Raw genomic sequence first — 13441 nt, 5'->3', positions numbered from 1 at the left:
CGACATGCTTAGAATAAAAACCCGGGAACCAAGCCGATGACGGAAATAACCGCCACCGCCGAAATGCAGGCAGCCCTGTTGTCGCGGGCGCTGCCCTACATGCAGCGCTACGAGCACAAGACGGTCGTGGTGAAATATGGCGGCCACGCCATGGGCGACATCGAGCTCGGCAAGGCCTTCGCGCGCGACATCGCGCTCCTCAAGCAGTCCGGCGTCAACCCGATCGTCGTCCATGGCGGTGGCCCGCAGATCGGCGCCATGCTGGCCAAGATGGGCATCGAATCCAAGTTCGAGGGCGGCCTGCGCGTCACCGACCAGAAGACGGTCGAGATCGTTGAAATGGTGCTGGCCGGTTCGATCAACAAGGAGATAGTGGCGCTGATCAACGCCGAGGGCGAATGGGCGATCGGCCTGTGCGGCAAGGACGGCAACATGGTGTTTGCCGAAAAGGCCCGCAAGACCATGATCGATCCGGACTCCAACATCGAGCGCGTGCTCGATCTCGGCTTCGTCGGCGAGCCGGTCGAAGTCGACCGCACGCTGCTCGACCTTCTGGCGCGCTCCGAAATGATCCCGGTGCTGGCGCCGGTGGCGCCGGGCCGCGACGGCCACACCTACAACATCAACGCCGACACTTTCGCCGGCGCCATTGCCGGCGCCTGCCAGGCGACACGGCTGCTGTTCCTCACCGATGTGCCTGGTGTGCTCGACAAGAACAAGAAGCTGATCGACGAACTGACCGTGGCCGAGGCCAAGGCGCTGATCAAGGACGGCACGGTCTCGGGCGGCATGATCCCCAAGGTCGAGACCTGCATCGAAGCGATCGAGCGCGGCGTCGAAGGCGTCGTCATCCTCAACGGCAAGACGCCGCATGCGGTGCTGCTGGAACTGTTCACCGAGCACGGCGCCGGCACGCTGATCGTACCCTGAGGGGCTCATCAGCCGGCTAACTTCTTCGCCTCGGAATCTTCAATATTGCCGATGGTGGGAATGGCGGGCTTTCTGGCCGGCCGTGAAACCGTCATCGATTCCTCCTCGGCGTCCTGCGGCGCGCCCCAGAATTCGGCCAGCGTCGGGCCGTCTTTCACCCTGATGTCGCGGACCAGAAAACCCCAGACCTCGCGGAACCAGACGCGGCGGCCCATCTGTGTGTACCAGCGCATCGAATGGCGCTGCTCGGGATCCCTGTGGAACAGGATGCGGGCCAGCGCCTTCGGCCGCGATTGCACTGCGAGCTCGATCAGTTTGACGCTGAAGAACAGCATCCAGGGTTTCAGACGCGTCATCTGCAGCACCTGGTGCTTGTAGTCCCACAGGCGCGCGTCCTGCTGGATCACCTTGCGATCCCGGGCGATGCGGAAGAACGGCGTCCAGCGATGCGGCGTCACGTAAAGCGCCTGGATCTGGTCCGGGTCATAGGCGATGAGCTGGCGAAAGCCGCGCCACAGGTCGCGAAAGCCTTCATCCTCGAAGCCGGCGACCCAGGTCGCCATCGACAGGATGCCGTTGAGGCGCAGCAGTTTGATTGCCTCGCGGTCGGATGAGGTGCTGCCGCCCTTGCGGATCAATTGAAGCGTCTGCTCGTCGGTGTTTTCCATGCCGAGCAGCCAGCGAATGACACCCGCCTTGCGGTAGAGATGCAGGATGTCGGCATCGCGCACGATGTCGTCGGCGCGGGTCGAACCGACGATCAGCACCGGCACGTTCTCGGCGATCAGGGCGTCGAGGAAGGACCGCCAGGCTTTCTTCGAAACCGTCGGATTCTCGTCGGCGAGATTGATCAGCTCGACGCCGTGCTCGCGATGCAGCCAGGCGATCTCCCTGGCGAATTTCACCGGATCGCGATGCCGCCAGCGGGTCCAGAAGCCGCGCTGGCCGCAATAGTTGCACAGATGCGGACAGCCGCGCGAAAACTGCATGACCACGGCCCGCTTGCCGCCCCAGTAACTGTACCGCGAGTGCTCAATCAGCTCCCAGCCGACGCGGTAGGCGTCGAGGTCGGCAATGGTCATGGCCGCCTGTGTGGCGAAGGGGCGGCCGAGATCGTCGCGATAGGCGATGCCGGCCACGCTCGCCGGTGGCTGGTGCATTTCCAGCGCCTCGACCAGCGCCACGACGGTCGCCTCGCCTTCGCCGCGCACGATGAAGTCGAAGGCATCGGTGGCGGCCAGGATGTCGCGCCAATGATAGGTCGGGAAAACGCCGCCATAGATGATGATGGTCGCCGGCTCCCGCTCCTTGATCATGCGTGCGATCAGCAAGGCGGTCGGGTGCGCCGAGGTCGAGCCGGAATGGCCGATCAGGACGAAGTCGGGGTGGTCCTCAAGTGCGTTGCGCACGACGTCATCGAGCGGCATCGGCCCGAATTCGGCGTCGACGAGCCGCACCTCATGGCCGGCATCGATCAGCGGTCCGCCGATCGCCAGCAGGCCGAGCGGCGGCAAATGATCGTCGGGCACCCGGCTGCCGATGGCCGTGTGCGGCGGATTGATCAGGACGATTTTCATGGCGGACCTCCTGGGCAGTTGGTCCGCGCAAGCTGGCCGGCGATATCGACGCGCGCTTGGCCCGTTTCAGCAGTTTGCGTGCAGCTTTTCCCCAAGGAGTGCGAAGGGAGACATTGTCATCGCCTGAGATGCCCGAGCGGCACATGGCCCGGCCCCTTGATGTTCTGCAGCACCAACTGCGTGTGGACGTCGCGCACGCCGTCGAGCCGCATCAGCCGGTGCATGACGAAAGCGTTGAGCTCGTCGACCGACGGCACCATGACATGCAGCAGAAAGTCATGGTCGCCGGTCATCGTCCAGCACGAGGACACCTCGTCCATGCGCTGCACGGCGGCGATGAAGCTTTCGGGCGAGCCGTCGCTATGGCTGACGAGGCGCACCTGGATGAACACCTCGACCATCAGCCCGACCGCGCGGCGGCTGATCACCGCGGCAAATCCCTTGATGATGCCGGCCTCCTGCAGCGCCTCGAAGCGCCGCGCGCACGGCGTCGTCGACAGGCCGATCTCTTGCGCCAGCTCGGAAACCGGCTTGCGCCCGTCGCGCTGCAGGACATCGAGCATCTTGATCTCGAAATCGTCGAACTGAGGCATTTTCACTCCATTAGAGAGTTTCGTGAGTGGATGTTATCTCGAATACTCCGTTCGAGCCATCATCAAAACCGATTTGCCTCGGCAAATCCGGGTAGCCTTTCGGCACGTCAGCCATTGATGATTTGCGAGGAGAAACCATGACGACGATGAGCGTTGCCGAATATGCCCGCGACTGCGCGGCGCAAGGATTGCGCGGCGACTACTCGGTCTGCCGTGCCGATTTCACCGTGTCGCAGGGTTACGATTACAGCGAAGAAGAGCAGGCGGTCTGGCGCACGCTGTGCGACCGCCAGACCAAGCTGACGCGCAAGCTCGCCCACCATTCCTATCTCGACGGCGTCGAAAAACTCGGCCTGCTCGACCGTATTCCCGATTTCGACGAGGTCAGCGCCAAGCTGCGCGAACTGACTGGTTGGCAGATCGTCGCGGTGCCGGGGCTCATTCCCGCGGCCCCGTTTTTCGATCATCTCGCCGATCGCCGCTTCCCGGTCACCAACTGGCTGCGGACCAGGCAGGAGCTCGACTACATTGTCGAGCCCGACATGTTCCATGATTTCTTCGGCCACGTGCCGGCGCTGTCGCAACCGGTGTTCGCCGACTTCATGCAGATGTATGGCGAGAAGGCTGGCGACATCATCGCGCTGGGCGGCGACGAGATGATTTCCAGGCTCTATTGGTACACGGCCGAATACGGCCTGATGCAGGAGGCCGGCCAGCCGCTAAAGGCCTTTGGCGCCGGCCTGATGTCGTCGTTTACCGAACTGCAGTTCGCGGTCGAAGGCAAAGACGCCCACCACGTGCCCTTCGACCTGGAAACGGTGATGCGCACCGGCTACGAGATCGACAAGTTCCAGCGCGCCTATTTCGTGCTGCCGTCCTTCGGCGCCTTGCGCGATGCCTTCCAGACCGCTGATTTCGCGGCGATCGTCGGCCGACGCAAGGACCAGCCGGCCCTCGACCCGGCGACGCTCTAGGCAGCAGTTGCCCTGCAGCCGTCAGGCGGTGACCACCTTGCTCAGATGCTCGCCCAGCCGGCAGGCCAGCGCGGTGATCGTCGTCGTCGGGTTGCATTGACCCGACGTGCAGAACACCGAGGAGCCGCCGACATAGAGATTGTCCATGCCGTGCACCTTGCAGTTGGCGTCGACAACACTTTTGGTGACGTCGGTGCCCATGCGCGTGCCGCCCATATGGTGATGGCCCGCCGTCTCGTCGTTGGTCGGATAATCCTGACCATTGCTGATCCAGTCGGCAATGCGCACGCGGCCGAGGTTCTTCTCGATCAGCGTCGTGCCGAACAGTCTGAGCCCTTCGAGAAGGGTGCGATGTTCCAGTTCGGATTTCTTCCAGTGCAGTTCGATGCGCGGCACGCCGGCATGGTCGACATCGGTCTTCGACAGCTCGATCTGATTGGAGGCCAGCGGCGCCTGTTCCCATGCGACGTAGAGCTGGGCAGCGCAACGCAGTCTCTGGCTGAGCTTGGAGGACATCCACTCGGCCATGTCGGGTGCCGTGCAGGCGAGATCGGCGATAAGGCTCTTGACGCCGGGATACGGCGTCTCGATCAGCCGGATGCCGAAATTCATGATCTGCAGCCGCTCCATGGCGGCAAGTGTCGGCGAGAAGAAGGCCTCATTGACGGCGTCGACCTCGAACGCGTTATAGTCGGCCAGGATCGCGTTGCCTCCCTCGAAGGTCGGATGCTCCATCCAGTAGCGGCCAAGCGCCGTCGCATTCGGCACGACGCCGCCGTTCGAGCGCTGGTTCGACCACAGAAGCAGCCGCGAATTCTCCAGCCCGCCGGTGCAGACGATGAAATAGTCGGCACTGAAGGAGCCGGCATCCTGCCCGTTCGACCACAGTCTGGCGCCCGTCACGCGTTTGCCGTCGCCGGTAAGTTCAGTGACGCATGTGTTGAGCACCACCGCGATGTTCTTGGCCTTGTCGAGTTCGTCGCCGAATTTCTCCGCGAAGCGCACGGCCGGGCTCTTGATCAACTGCACCCAGCGAATATCGTCCGAGATCGGCATATCGGGCCGGAGGGCCGGAAGGTCGAGAATATCGCGCACTTCCGGCAGATAGGGTTCGATGTCGGTGCGGCGGATCGGCCAGCCCGTATCGGGTACCCAGGCTTTCGGCTCGAAATCCTGGCTATCGAGCACGCGGCACCAGCCGGCCCAGTGGTTGGAACTGCCGCCCATGAACCGCAGCCGGGTTATGTCGAGATCGAAATAGAAATCGCCGACCGTGCTGCCCCGGTAAAAGTCCTGCGACTCGTCGCTGAATTCGCGCGGACCGGCCTCCATCACCACCACCGGAATGCCGGCCGCACCAAGCTTGCGCGCAATCGTCGTGCCGGCCGGGCCGGAGCCGAGGATGCAGACTTTTGGGGTGAAGTTCGCGGCGCGATACGCCTGGTAGCTGTCGAAGATCATGCCAGGTCGCTCCGCTTCAGGATCCAGCCATTGACCTCGACGATCTCGTTCGGGTCGGGCTTTGGACCGGCGGCATCGGCATCAGGCAGCTTGCGGAACAAAGACAGGGCAGGCAATGCGATCAACGCCTGCACGAGCGCGCGGCGTGACATTCTTTTGATGATGAAACTCATGGCTGGTCTCTCGGCTGGGCTTCGGCACTGCATGGCGTTCCCAGAAAGGCAATTCCCGGAACGACACATGCATCACCGTGGAAGCCAGTATCGTGCCAAGTCTGGCCGCAAAGCAGTGAAAACCCGGCTAAGCGGTACAACCGAGTGCAAACAGGGTTAGAGTTTTCTTAACAGGCCGGTTGCGGCAGATCGGATCACGCCGCCTCGGAAATGCCGGTATCGATGATCGTCAGGTTGCGGCCCTGGTGCTTGGCCTGGTAGAGGCGCCGGTCGGCGGCGCGCATCAGCTCCGACACACTGGCTTCCTCGCCGCAGACAGTACCGCCGATGCTGACCGTGAGCGGAATGGTCCGCTCGTCGACGGGCCGGAAGCGGATCAACTCCACTTCGCGGCGAATGCGCTCGGCGACGCGCTTGGCCTCCTGCTCGGTGGCGCCAACCAGAAAGGCGCCGAACTCCTCGCCGCCGATGCGGCCGAGCACATCGCCGCTGCGCACGCCGCGCTGGATCGCGCTGGCGATCAAAAGCAGCGCGTCATCACCTGTCAGATGGCCAAAATTGTCATTGATGGTCTTGAAGTGATCGGCATCGATGATCAGCAGCGCGCCGCGATCGGACTTGCGGCGCGAACCGTCGAGCGCGGCAAAGAAGCTTTCCCGGTTGAGCATGCCGGTCATGTCGTCGCGGCTCGCCTTTTCCGCCAGGCGGCGATGCGCGGCGGCGAGCTGGGCATGAGCGCGGGCGAGGTCGCGATGCGCGTTTTTCAGCCTGTCGCTTTGCCAGAAAGTGCTTGCGCTGGCGGCCCACGCCAGCACCAGCGGACAGAGGGTGGAGGTCAGCCAGATCGTGCGGTTGACCGGAAATCCCATGGCCGGAACGATGATCAGGGTCAGCAGGAGAGAGGCCGCGACTGAGGCGAAAGCAACGGCGGCGGATCTCAGAATTATGCTGTTCATCGCTTGCTCCCACAAGACTGCCTCTCTGCCAGCAAGCCCTGAAGGCCACCTTTCCCAGATGCCTAAAATTTGAATCGTGAGGCGATTTACGCAACCTCAACGAGCAGAAGTTGTGGATAAAGTCGCTTTCGGAATGCGCGTTTCATGCCATAAGGAGCCCATGACCACGCTCCCTGACCCCGCCCGCTTCGCCCATGTCACCGACTGGGTCTTCGATCTCGACAACACACTCTATCCGCATCATTCGAATCTGTTCTCGCAGATCGACGTCAAGATGACCGCCTATGTCGGCGAACTGCTGGCATTGCCGCGCGAAGATGCGCGCAAGTTGCAGAAGGAGCTCTACCGCGAATATGGCACGACGCTGAACGGCCTGATGACACGCCACGGCATCGACCCCGACGATTTCCTCGAGAAGGTCCACGACATAGACTATTCATGGCTGGTGCCCGATCCGGTTCTAGGCACCGCCATCCGCCAGCTTCCGGGCCGCAAGTTCATCTTCACCAATGGCGACCGCAGGCACGCCGAGCGCACCGCGCGCCAACTCGGCATCCTCGACCATTTCGACGACATCTTCGACATCGTCGCTGCGGGGCTCAATCCCAAGCCGGCGCGCCAGACCTACGAGAAGTTCGCCGAACTCCACGCCGTCACCGGCCACAATGCGGTGATGTTCGAAGACCTTGCCCGTAACCTTTCGGTGCCGAAGTCGCTCGGCATGACCACGGTGCTTATCGTGCCGCGCAATTTCGAGCCGACCTTTTCCGAGATCTGGGAGCGCGACCCGGCCAATGAGGATGATGTCGATTTCGTCACCGACGATCTGGCGGGGTTTCTGACGGCGATTGTGGAGGGGGAAGGAAGAGGGGAATTGAAGAATTGAAGAAATGAAGAATTAAAGAATTAAAGAATTGAAGAATGAAGGACGGTCTCTACGGACAATTCCCCAGTTCTTCAATTCGTCAGTTCTTCAATTCCCTACTCCCCTACTCCCCTAACTTGTAGAACCGGCTGATAATCCCCCACGCCTCATCCGCGGTGTCGACGAAGTCGATGATGTCCTGGTCGCCGGGGCTGATCGTGCCTTGCTCGGCGAGGAAATCGAGATCGATCGCCCGCTTCCAGAAGGATTTGCCGAACAGGATCACCGGTACGCGCTCCATGCGCCCTGTCTGGATCAGGGTCAGCGTCTCGAAGAATTCGTCCATCGTGCCGAAGCCGCCCGGAAACACCGCGACCGCCTTGGCGCGCATGACGAAATGCATCTTGCGGATAGCGAAATAATGGAAGTTGAAGCAGAGCTCCGGCGTCACATAGATGTTCGGCGCCTGCTCGTGCGGCAGGACGATGTTGAGGCCGATCGACGGCGCGCCGACATCGTCGGCGCCGCGGTTTCCCGCTTCCATCACGCCGGGCCCGCCGCCGGTCACCACGACGTATTCGCGGTAATAGGACGTAGCCGACTGCTGCGAGCAGAGGCGGGCGAATTTGCGCGCTTCCTCGTAGTATTTGCTGTTCTCCTCGAGGTTCTTCTTCTGCGTCTCGTTCTTGGCCGCCCACGCCTCGCCGCCGGGTTCCGGCAGGCGCGCGCCGCCGAACAGGATCACCGTCGAACGGATGCCGCGTTCGGCCAGGATCATTTCCGGTTTCAGGAGTTCGAGCTGCAGCCGGACCGCGCGCAACTCGCGCCGCGTCATGAAGTCGGGATCGTTCCAGGCGAGCCGGTAGGTTTCGGCACGCGTCTGCGGCGTGTCCGGCACGCTCTTCGACCGCTCCAGATCCTCGTCCGAATGCGGCAGCGGGGTCCACCCCGCCTTTTCCATAGGAGTCATAATTGTCTTACCCGTCCAAATTCTTCACTTGCGCCGTCCCGTGGCGCAGCCGCGATTGACCCCCATTGAGCCTTAACATAAGCAGGTTCCGCAAAAGTGTCCGGCGGTTTTGCGACAAGAACCTGCTACATGCAAAGACCCAGGCAGGCAAAGCCTGCCAGGGGTCCGCGCGACTTTCAAAACAGGTTAAGGCGCAGCCCCTTAACAGCTTGGTAATGGAGCGAATTCATGTCGAAGCCCGATCTGGCGAGCCTCGAAAAGACCATCGAGAAGGCCTTCGAGGAACGCGACGCGATTTCGGCTGCGACGCGCGGCGAAACGCGCGACGCCATCCAGTCGGCGCTTGACCTGCTCGACCGCGGCGCCGTCCGCGTCGCCGAGCGGCAGGCCGACGGCAAGTGGCATGTCAACCAGTGGCTGAAGAAGGCCGTGCTGTTGTCCTTCCGGCTCAACCCGATGGAGATCATCAAGGGTGGTCCCGGCGAAGCGATGTGGTGGGACAAGGTGCCGTCGAAGTTCGATGGCTGGGGCGCTGTCGATTTCGAAAAGTCGGGCTTTCGCGCCGTGCCGGGGTCGATCGTGCGTCGCTCGGCCTATATCGCGCCGGGCGCCGTGCTGATGCCATCCTTCGTCAATGTCGGCGCCTATGTCGATACAGGCACCATGATCGACACCTGGGTCGGGGTAGGGTCCTGTGCCCAGATCGGCAAGAACGTGCATCTTTCCGGCGGCGTCGGCATCGGCGGCGTGCTGGAGCCGATGCAGGCCGGCCCGACCATCATCGAGGACAATTGCTTCATCGGCGCGCGCTCGGAAGTGGTCGAGGGCTGCATCGTGCGCGAAGGCTCGGTGCTCGGCATGGGCGTCTTCATTGGCCAGTCGACCAAGATCGTCGACCGCGCCACCGGCGAGATTTTCTATGGCGAAGTGCCGCCGAATTCCGTCGTCGTCGCCGGAACGATGCCGGGCAAGCCCTTTCCGAACGGCGAACCGGGTCCGAGCCTCTACTGCGCCGTCATCGTCAAGCGTGTCGACGCCAAGACCCGCTCCAAGACCTCGATCAACGAATTGCTGCGCGATTGATCTTTGCGCGAAGCGAGCGCACCTTCCGCCGGCGCGACAATCGGTCGCGCTGGTTCAAGATGGAGGGGTGACATGGACTGGAAGTATCTGCTCACAAGCTTTGATGGTCGCATCAATCGGGGCAAGTTCTGGGCCGCGATCGGCGTTTTCATCGTCATTGGCATCGTTGCCTTCATTCTCGATGCGATCCTTGGTACACGCATCACCACCGCCAGTGGCGCCCAGATCGGCATCATCGGCATTCTCATCGCTCTGGCCTCGATCTATTTCGCACTCGCAGTCTACGCCAAGCGCTGGCATGATCGCGGCAAGTCGGGCTGGTGGAGCCTGATCATGCTGGTGCCGCTCATCGGCCCGATCTGGTTTCTGGTGGAATGCGGCATTCTCGAAGGCGCCAGGGGCGCCAATCAATATGGACCGGACCCGCTTGCCTGACAGATCAGATCTCACCTGGCTTTTCTTCAAAACCTCGGGCCGCGTCAGTCGCGCGGCCTATTTTCTTGGCGGGTTGCTCGTCGCCATCATCCAGGCCTTCCCGCTCTACCGCTTCACGCTGGTGCCGGAAGGTTCGGCCGAGAGCAACATGTGGTCGTTCATCTTCTTCGTCGCCTTCATCGCCTCGCTGTGGTCGAACATCGCGCTGGCGGTGAAGCGGCTGCACGACTTGGACAAGCCGGGCATTGCCGCGCTGATCCTGTTCGTGCCGGTGGTCTCGATCGTCGCCTTCCTTGTGTTGTGCCTGTTTCCAGGGCAGCCTGGACCCAACCGCTATGGCCGGCGCACCAACGAGCCGGAACAATCCTGAGGGTCGATCGGACATGCGCTACCGCACGCTTGATCCGAAACTGATCGTCGAAACCGCCGAGCGGCTGGAAGAGCGGGTCGCCGACCGTTTCCCCGAAGCGGGATTGCGTGGCGTCGCCGCCGAACTGGTCTCGCTGTCGCGCGACCTGGCCAAGGCGGCCAAGGTGCTCGAAGCACCGATCTGGTGGCTGCGCGGGCTCATTGTCGCCGCCTTTGTCGCCGGTGTGCTGGTGTTCCTGTTCGTCGGTACTATCTTGCCGATCGACCGCATTTCGGGAACCCACGACGCCCTGCAGTCGGTGCAAGGCATAGAGGCCTCGATCAACACCGTCATACTCGCTGTGTTGGGCTTGCTTGCTCTGATCCGCACCGAGGAGCGCATCAAGCGCAAAAGAGTGTTTCGCCAGCTGCACGGCCTGCGTTCGCTGATCCATGTCATCGACATGCACCAGCTGACCAAGGATCCGGCAGCCCTTTCGGCCGATTTCAAGCCGACGGCGCACTCGCCGGCCCGCATCACCAATGCCGCCGACCTGGCCCGTTACCTCGACTATTGCTCCGAAATGCTGTCGATCACGGGCAAGATCGCCGCATTGTTCGCACAGTCGGTCAATGACGACGTGGTCATCGACGGCGTCAACGACATCGAGAACCTGGCATCCAACCTGTCGCGGAAAATCTGGCAGAAGATCACGTTGATCGACGGCCGGCCGGTGCAACAATCTGCTCCGGCGCCAGGCCCGGCGAGCCAAGCCGCTCCGCTTCCGCCGCGCGCACCAAGGCGGTGATCCGCTGGACCGTCGGCACGGGCGTGCCGGCTTTTTCCGCCAGCCGCAGGATGGCGCCCTGCAAGTCATCGATCTCCGTCCGCCGGCCGCGCTGCAGATCGTCCCACATCGACGAGCGCGCCTGCGGGTCGATCGCCAGCATGCGCCGTGCCAGCAGCTTGAACAGCCAGTCCGGCAGCCTGAGCACTTTCGGCAGCAGCGCCGGCCGCAGACCGGCGATCCGCGCCGGCTCGATGCCGGACGCTCTCATCGCTCTCAGGGCCTCGTCGATCTGGCTGGCCAGGATCAGCCGCCAGCGCCGGTCGGCCAGTTCGGTTGCCAGCGGCAGGCCGGAAAGCGCCACCAGCGCGTTGTTCAAATTCATCAGAAGCTTGCCCCACAGCACTGCTTTCATGTCGCCATGGGCTTCGACCGCAAACCCTTCGACGCCAAGCAGGCCGACCAGGCCGGCGGTGCCGTCCTCGACCATTACCGTGCCGTCGCTGGCGCGGTGCACGCGCAGCGGCAGCTCGCCGTCCGGCGACTGCACCACATTGAACGGCACCATGCCGGCCAGCACTGTTCGCTGGCCAAGTCCGGCACGCAGCCTGTCGGCATTGTCGATGCCGTTCTGCAGGCTGACCACCACGGCGTCGGGGCGGGCATGGGCTTTGATAAGATCCGCCATATCCTGGGTGGCGCCGCTCTTGACCGTCACCAGGATCACGTCCGCCAGCGGCAAAGCGGCGGCAGGATCGGCGGTGGCGGAAAGCGCCTCGGGCTTGATCGAGCGATCGCGGCCCTGGAGGTCGCTGACCCGCAATCCGTCCTGCCGCAATGCTGCCTCGATGCGCGGCCGAGCCAGCAGAATGACCTCTCGGCCGGCCAGCGCCAGGCAGCCGCCGGCATAGCAGCCGATGCTGCCGGCACCGGCTATGACGATCCGTTTGTCCTTGTCTGCCATCCTGTCGCCCGCGCCGGGTCGCAACTATACGACATGAAAACCATAATATCGGCGGTATCGCCAGCCATGAGGCTGGCCCCTATGTCTGGCCGTGACAGGCCCTGCGCTTTCGACTATCGCTTTTGCCATGACGCTGCCGACCGATCCCGCCGAAAACCTCGCCGCCCTTATCCGTTGCGCTTCGGTGACGCCCGCTGAGGGCGGTGCGCTGACCGCGCTGGAGACGATGCTCAAACCGCTCGGCTTCCTGGTCGATCGGCCGGTGTTTTCCGAAGACGGCACGCCCGATATTGAAAACCTCTATGCAAGGCGTTCCGGCAACGGCCCGCATCTGATGTTCGCCGGCCACACCGACGTGGTGCCTGTCGGCGACGAAGCCGCCTGGACGCACCCGCCTTTTGCCGCCGAGATCGCCAATGGCGAGATGTATGGCCGCGGCGCCGTCGACATGAAGGGCGGCATTGCCTGTTTCATCGCCGCCGTGGCGCGCCATGTCGAGGCCAATGGCGGTCCGAAAGGGTCGGTCTCGCTGCTGATCACCGGCGACGAGGAAGGCCCGGCCATCAACGGCACGGTCAAGCTGCTCGAATGGGCGGCTTCGCGGGGCGAGAAATGGGATGCATCTGTCGTCGGCGAACCGACCAATCCGGATGCGCTGGGCGACATGATCAAGATCGGCCGCCGCGGTTCGATGTCCGGCGCCGTCACCGTCAATGGCCGCCAGGGCCATGTCGCCTATCCCTTGCTTGCCGACAATCCGGTGCGCGGGCTGATGAGCCTGGTCGATGCCTTGCTGCATCCGGTTTTCGACAAGGGAACCAGGGATTTCCAGCCGACCAATCTGGAGATCACCTCCATCGATGTCGGCAACCCGGCCACCAATGTCATTGCGGCCAAAGCGACCGCGACCTTCAACATCCGCTTCAACGACACCTGGACGGACGAGACCTTGCAGGCCGAAATCCACAACCGGCTCGACCAGGCAGCCAGGCGCAAGAAGTACCGGCAGGGCAAGAAGACGCCGGTCGGCTACGAGCTCGTCTGGCGCGACCGGCCAAGCCATGTCTTCCTGACACGTGACGACAGGCTGATCGACACGCTGCGCGGCTCGATCAAGTCGGCGGTCGGCAAGGAGCCGACGCTGTCGACCTCCGGTGGAACGTCCGACGCGCGTTTCATCAAGGACTATTGCCCGGTGGTCGAGTTCGGGCTGGTCGGCAAGACCATGCACATGGTCGACGAACGCGTCGCCATTGCCGACCTCGAGACGCTGACGCAAATCTACCAGCGCTTCATAGAAGACTGGTTCGGACAGGACTGAACA

15 protein-coding genes are annotated in these 13441 nt (G+C 62.9%); 8 read left to right on the top strand and 7 right to left on the bottom strand.

The genetic code is table 11. From position 1 onward, the window contains the following. Positions 1–36: 36 nt before the first annotated feature. Positions 37–930, top strand: coding sequence for an acetylglutamate kinase (argB, locus tag MESCI2_RS0132355; RefSeq protein ID WP_013528489.1), 894 nt, complete (start codon positions 37–39; stop codon positions 928–930). An 8-nt stretch (positions 931–938) separates the two neighbouring features. Here the strand turns inward: argB and bchE are convergent, their stop codons facing one another. Together bchE and MESCI2_RS0132345 are read right to left on the bottom strand one after the other, a co-directional pair. Next, entirely contained in the window at positions 939–2507 is a 1569-nt protein-coding gene (bchE, locus tag MESCI2_RS0132350; protein ID WP_027040110.1) for a magnesium-protoporphyrin IX monomethyl ester anaerobic oxidative cyclase, read from the bottom strand. A 116-nt stretch (positions 2508–2623) separates the two neighbouring features. Beyond that, positions 2624–3100, bottom strand: a complete 477-nt coding sequence (locus MESCI2_RS0132345) for an Lrp/AsnC family transcriptional regulator (RefSeq protein ID WP_027040109.1) — start codon at positions 3098–3100, stop codon at positions 2624–2626. A gap of 137 nt (positions 3101–3237) precedes the next feature. Between MESCI2_RS0132345 and phhA the strand changes: the two genes are divergently transcribed. Next, on the top strand, positions 3238–4074 hold the full coding sequence (gene phhA / locus MESCI2_RS0132340) for a phenylalanine 4-monooxygenase (RefSeq protein ID WP_027040108.1): 837 nt from the start codon (positions 3238–3240) through the stop codon (positions 4072–4074). 21 nt (positions 4075–4095) lie between these two features. Here phhA and MESCI2_RS0132335 read toward each other — a convergent pair whose 3' ends face one another. The 3 genes from MESCI2_RS0132335 to MESCI2_RS0132325 form a co-directional block, all read right to left on the bottom strand. Then, on the bottom strand, positions 4096–5535 hold the full coding sequence (locus MESCI2_RS0132335; RefSeq protein WP_027040107.1) for a GMC oxidoreductase: 1440 nt from the start codon (positions 5533–5535) through the stop codon (positions 4096–4098). Beyond that, positions 5532–5708 carry a hypothetical protein gene (locus MESCI2_RS1000000137705; RefSeq protein WP_081738956.1) on the bottom strand — a complete coding sequence of 59 codons (177 nt, stop codon included), beginning with the start codon at positions 5706–5708 and terminating at the stop codon, positions 5532–5534. The genes MESCI2_RS0132335 and MESCI2_RS1000000137705 overlap by 4 nt, the downstream gene beginning before the upstream one ends. Positions 5709–5902: 194 nt before the next feature. Continuing rightward, positions 5903–6664: a GGDEF domain-containing protein gene (locus MESCI2_RS0132325; protein ID WP_013528483.1), complete on the bottom strand. Its 762-nt coding sequence runs from the start codon at positions 6662–6664 to the stop codon at positions 5903–5905. A 160-nt stretch (positions 6665–6824) separates the two neighbouring features. Between MESCI2_RS0132325 and MESCI2_RS0132320 the strand changes: the two genes are divergently transcribed. Further along, complete coding sequence (locus tag MESCI2_RS0132320; protein ID WP_027040106.1) at positions 6825–7550, top strand: pyrimidine 5'-nucleotidase; 726 nt, start codon at positions 6825–6827, stop codon at positions 7548–7550. Positions 7551–7653: 103 nt separating this feature from the next. Here the strand turns inward: MESCI2_RS0132320 and MESCI2_RS0132315 are convergent, their stop codons facing one another. Further along, entirely contained in the window at positions 7654–8499 is an 846-nt protein-coding gene (locus MESCI2_RS0132315) for an LOG family protein (RefSeq protein WP_013528481.1), read from the bottom strand. Between the two features lie 228 nt (positions 8500–8727). On the opposite strand from MESCI2_RS0132315, the gene dapD reads away from it, so the two are divergent. The 4 genes from dapD to MESCI2_RS1000000137700 all read left to right on the top strand — a co-directional run bounded on the left by dapD (position 8728) and on the right by MESCI2_RS1000000137700 (position 11174). Continuing rightward, the gene (gene dapD, locus MESCI2_RS0132310) at positions 8728–9582 is read left to right on the top strand and encodes a 2,3,4,5-tetrahydropyridine-2,6-dicarboxylate N-succinyltransferase (protein WP_027040105.1); all 855 of its coding nucleotides are present in this window, start codon (positions 8728–8730) and stop codon (positions 9580–9582) included. Between the two features lie 72 nt (positions 9583–9654). Further along, positions 9655–10017 carry a DUF805 domain-containing protein gene (locus tag MESCI2_RS0132305; RefSeq protein ID WP_013528479.1) on the top strand — a complete coding sequence of 121 codons (363 nt, stop codon included), beginning with the start codon at positions 9655–9657 and terminating at the stop codon, positions 10015–10017. Then, positions 10010–10387, top strand: a complete 378-nt coding sequence (locus MESCI2_RS0132300) for a DUF805 domain-containing protein (protein WP_023810766.1) — start codon at positions 10010–10012, stop codon at positions 10385–10387. Before MESCI2_RS0132305 ends, MESCI2_RS0132300 begins: the two co-directional genes overlap by 8 nt. Positions 10388–10400: 13 nt before the next feature. Next, entirely contained in the window at positions 10401–11174 is a 774-nt protein-coding gene (locus tag MESCI2_RS1000000137700) for a hypothetical protein (protein ID WP_081738955.1), read from the top strand. On the opposite strand, the gene MESCI2_RS0132285 is transcribed toward MESCI2_RS1000000137700, so the two are convergent. Further along, complete coding sequence (locus tag MESCI2_RS0132285) at positions 11077–12117, bottom strand: 2-dehydropantoate 2-reductase (RefSeq protein ID WP_027040103.1); 1041 nt, start codon at positions 12115–12117, stop codon at positions 11077–11079. The two genes, MESCI2_RS1000000137700 and MESCI2_RS0132285, sit on opposite strands and share 98 nt — an antisense overlap. Before the next feature lie 127 nt (positions 12118–12244). Here MESCI2_RS0132285 and dapE point away from each other — a divergent pair, with 127 nt between their 5' ends. Continuing rightward, positions 12245–13438: a succinyl-diaminopimelate desuccinylase gene (gene dapE, locus MESCI2_RS0132280; RefSeq protein WP_027040102.1), complete on the top strand. Its 1194-nt coding sequence runs from the start codon at positions 12245–12247 to the stop codon at positions 13436–13438. Positions 13439–13441: the final 3 nt, after the last annotated feature.

Origin of the sequence: Mesorhizobium ciceri WSM4083, assembly GCF_000519305.1 — a bacterium.
In the GTDB taxonomy this organism is placed as follows: Bacteria; Pseudomonadota; Alphaproteobacteria; order Rhizobiales; family Rhizobiaceae; genus Mesorhizobium; species Mesorhizobium ciceri_B.
This window is presented reverse-complemented; position numbering and strand designations above follow the sequence as displayed.

Excerpts from the sequence above, each read along its gene's own strand:
- argB (WP_013528489.1), top strand. The coding sequence starts at position 37 with ATGACGGAAATAACCGCCACCGCCGAAATGCAGGCAGCCCTGTTGTCG.
- bchE (WP_027040110.1), bottom strand. The coding sequence starts at position 2,507 with ATGAAAATCGTCCTGATCAATCCGCCGCACACGGCCATCGGCAGCCGG.
- MESCI2_RS0132345 (WP_027040109.1), bottom strand. The coding sequence starts at position 3,100 with ATGCCTCAGTTCGACGATTTCGAGATCAAGATGCTCGATGTCCTGCAG.
- phhA (WP_027040108.1), top strand. The coding sequence starts at position 3,238 with ATGACGACGATGAGCGTTGCCGAATATGCCCGCGACTGCGCGGCGCAA.
- MESCI2_RS0132335 (WP_027040107.1), bottom strand. The coding sequence starts at position 5,535 with ATGATCTTCGACAGCTACCAGGCGTATCGCGCCGCGAACTTCACCCCA.
- MESCI2_RS1000000137705 (WP_081738956.1), bottom strand. The coding sequence starts at position 5,708 with ATGAGTTTCATCATCAAAAGAATGTCACGCCGCGCGCTCGTGCAGGCG.
- MESCI2_RS0132325 (WP_013528483.1), bottom strand. The coding sequence starts at position 6,664 with ATGAACAGCATAATTCTGAGATCCGCCGCCGTTGCTTTCGCCTCAGTC.
- MESCI2_RS0132320 (WP_027040106.1), top strand. The coding sequence starts at position 6,825 with ATGACCACGCTCCCTGACCCCGCCCGCTTCGCCCATGTCACCGACTGG.
- MESCI2_RS0132315 (WP_013528481.1), bottom strand. The coding sequence starts at position 8,499 with ATGACTCCTATGGAAAAGGCGGGGTGGACCCCGCTGCCGCATTCGGAC.
- dapD (WP_027040105.1), top strand. The coding sequence starts at position 8,728 with ATGTCGAAGCCCGATCTGGCGAGCCTCGAAAAGACCATCGAGAAGGCC.
- MESCI2_RS0132305 (WP_013528479.1), top strand. The coding sequence starts at position 9,655 with ATGGACTGGAAGTATCTGCTCACAAGCTTTGATGGTCGCATCAATCGG.
- MESCI2_RS1000000137700 (WP_081738955.1), top strand. The coding sequence starts at position 10,401 with ATGCGCTACCGCACGCTTGATCCGAAACTGATCGTCGAAACCGCCGAG.
- MESCI2_RS0132285 (WP_027040103.1), bottom strand. The coding sequence starts at position 12,117 with ATGGCAGACAAGGACAAACGGATCGTCATAGCCGGTGCCGGCAGCATC.
- dapE (WP_027040102.1), top strand. The coding sequence starts at position 12,245 with ATGACGCTGCCGACCGATCCCGCCGAAAACCTCGCCGCCCTTATCCGT.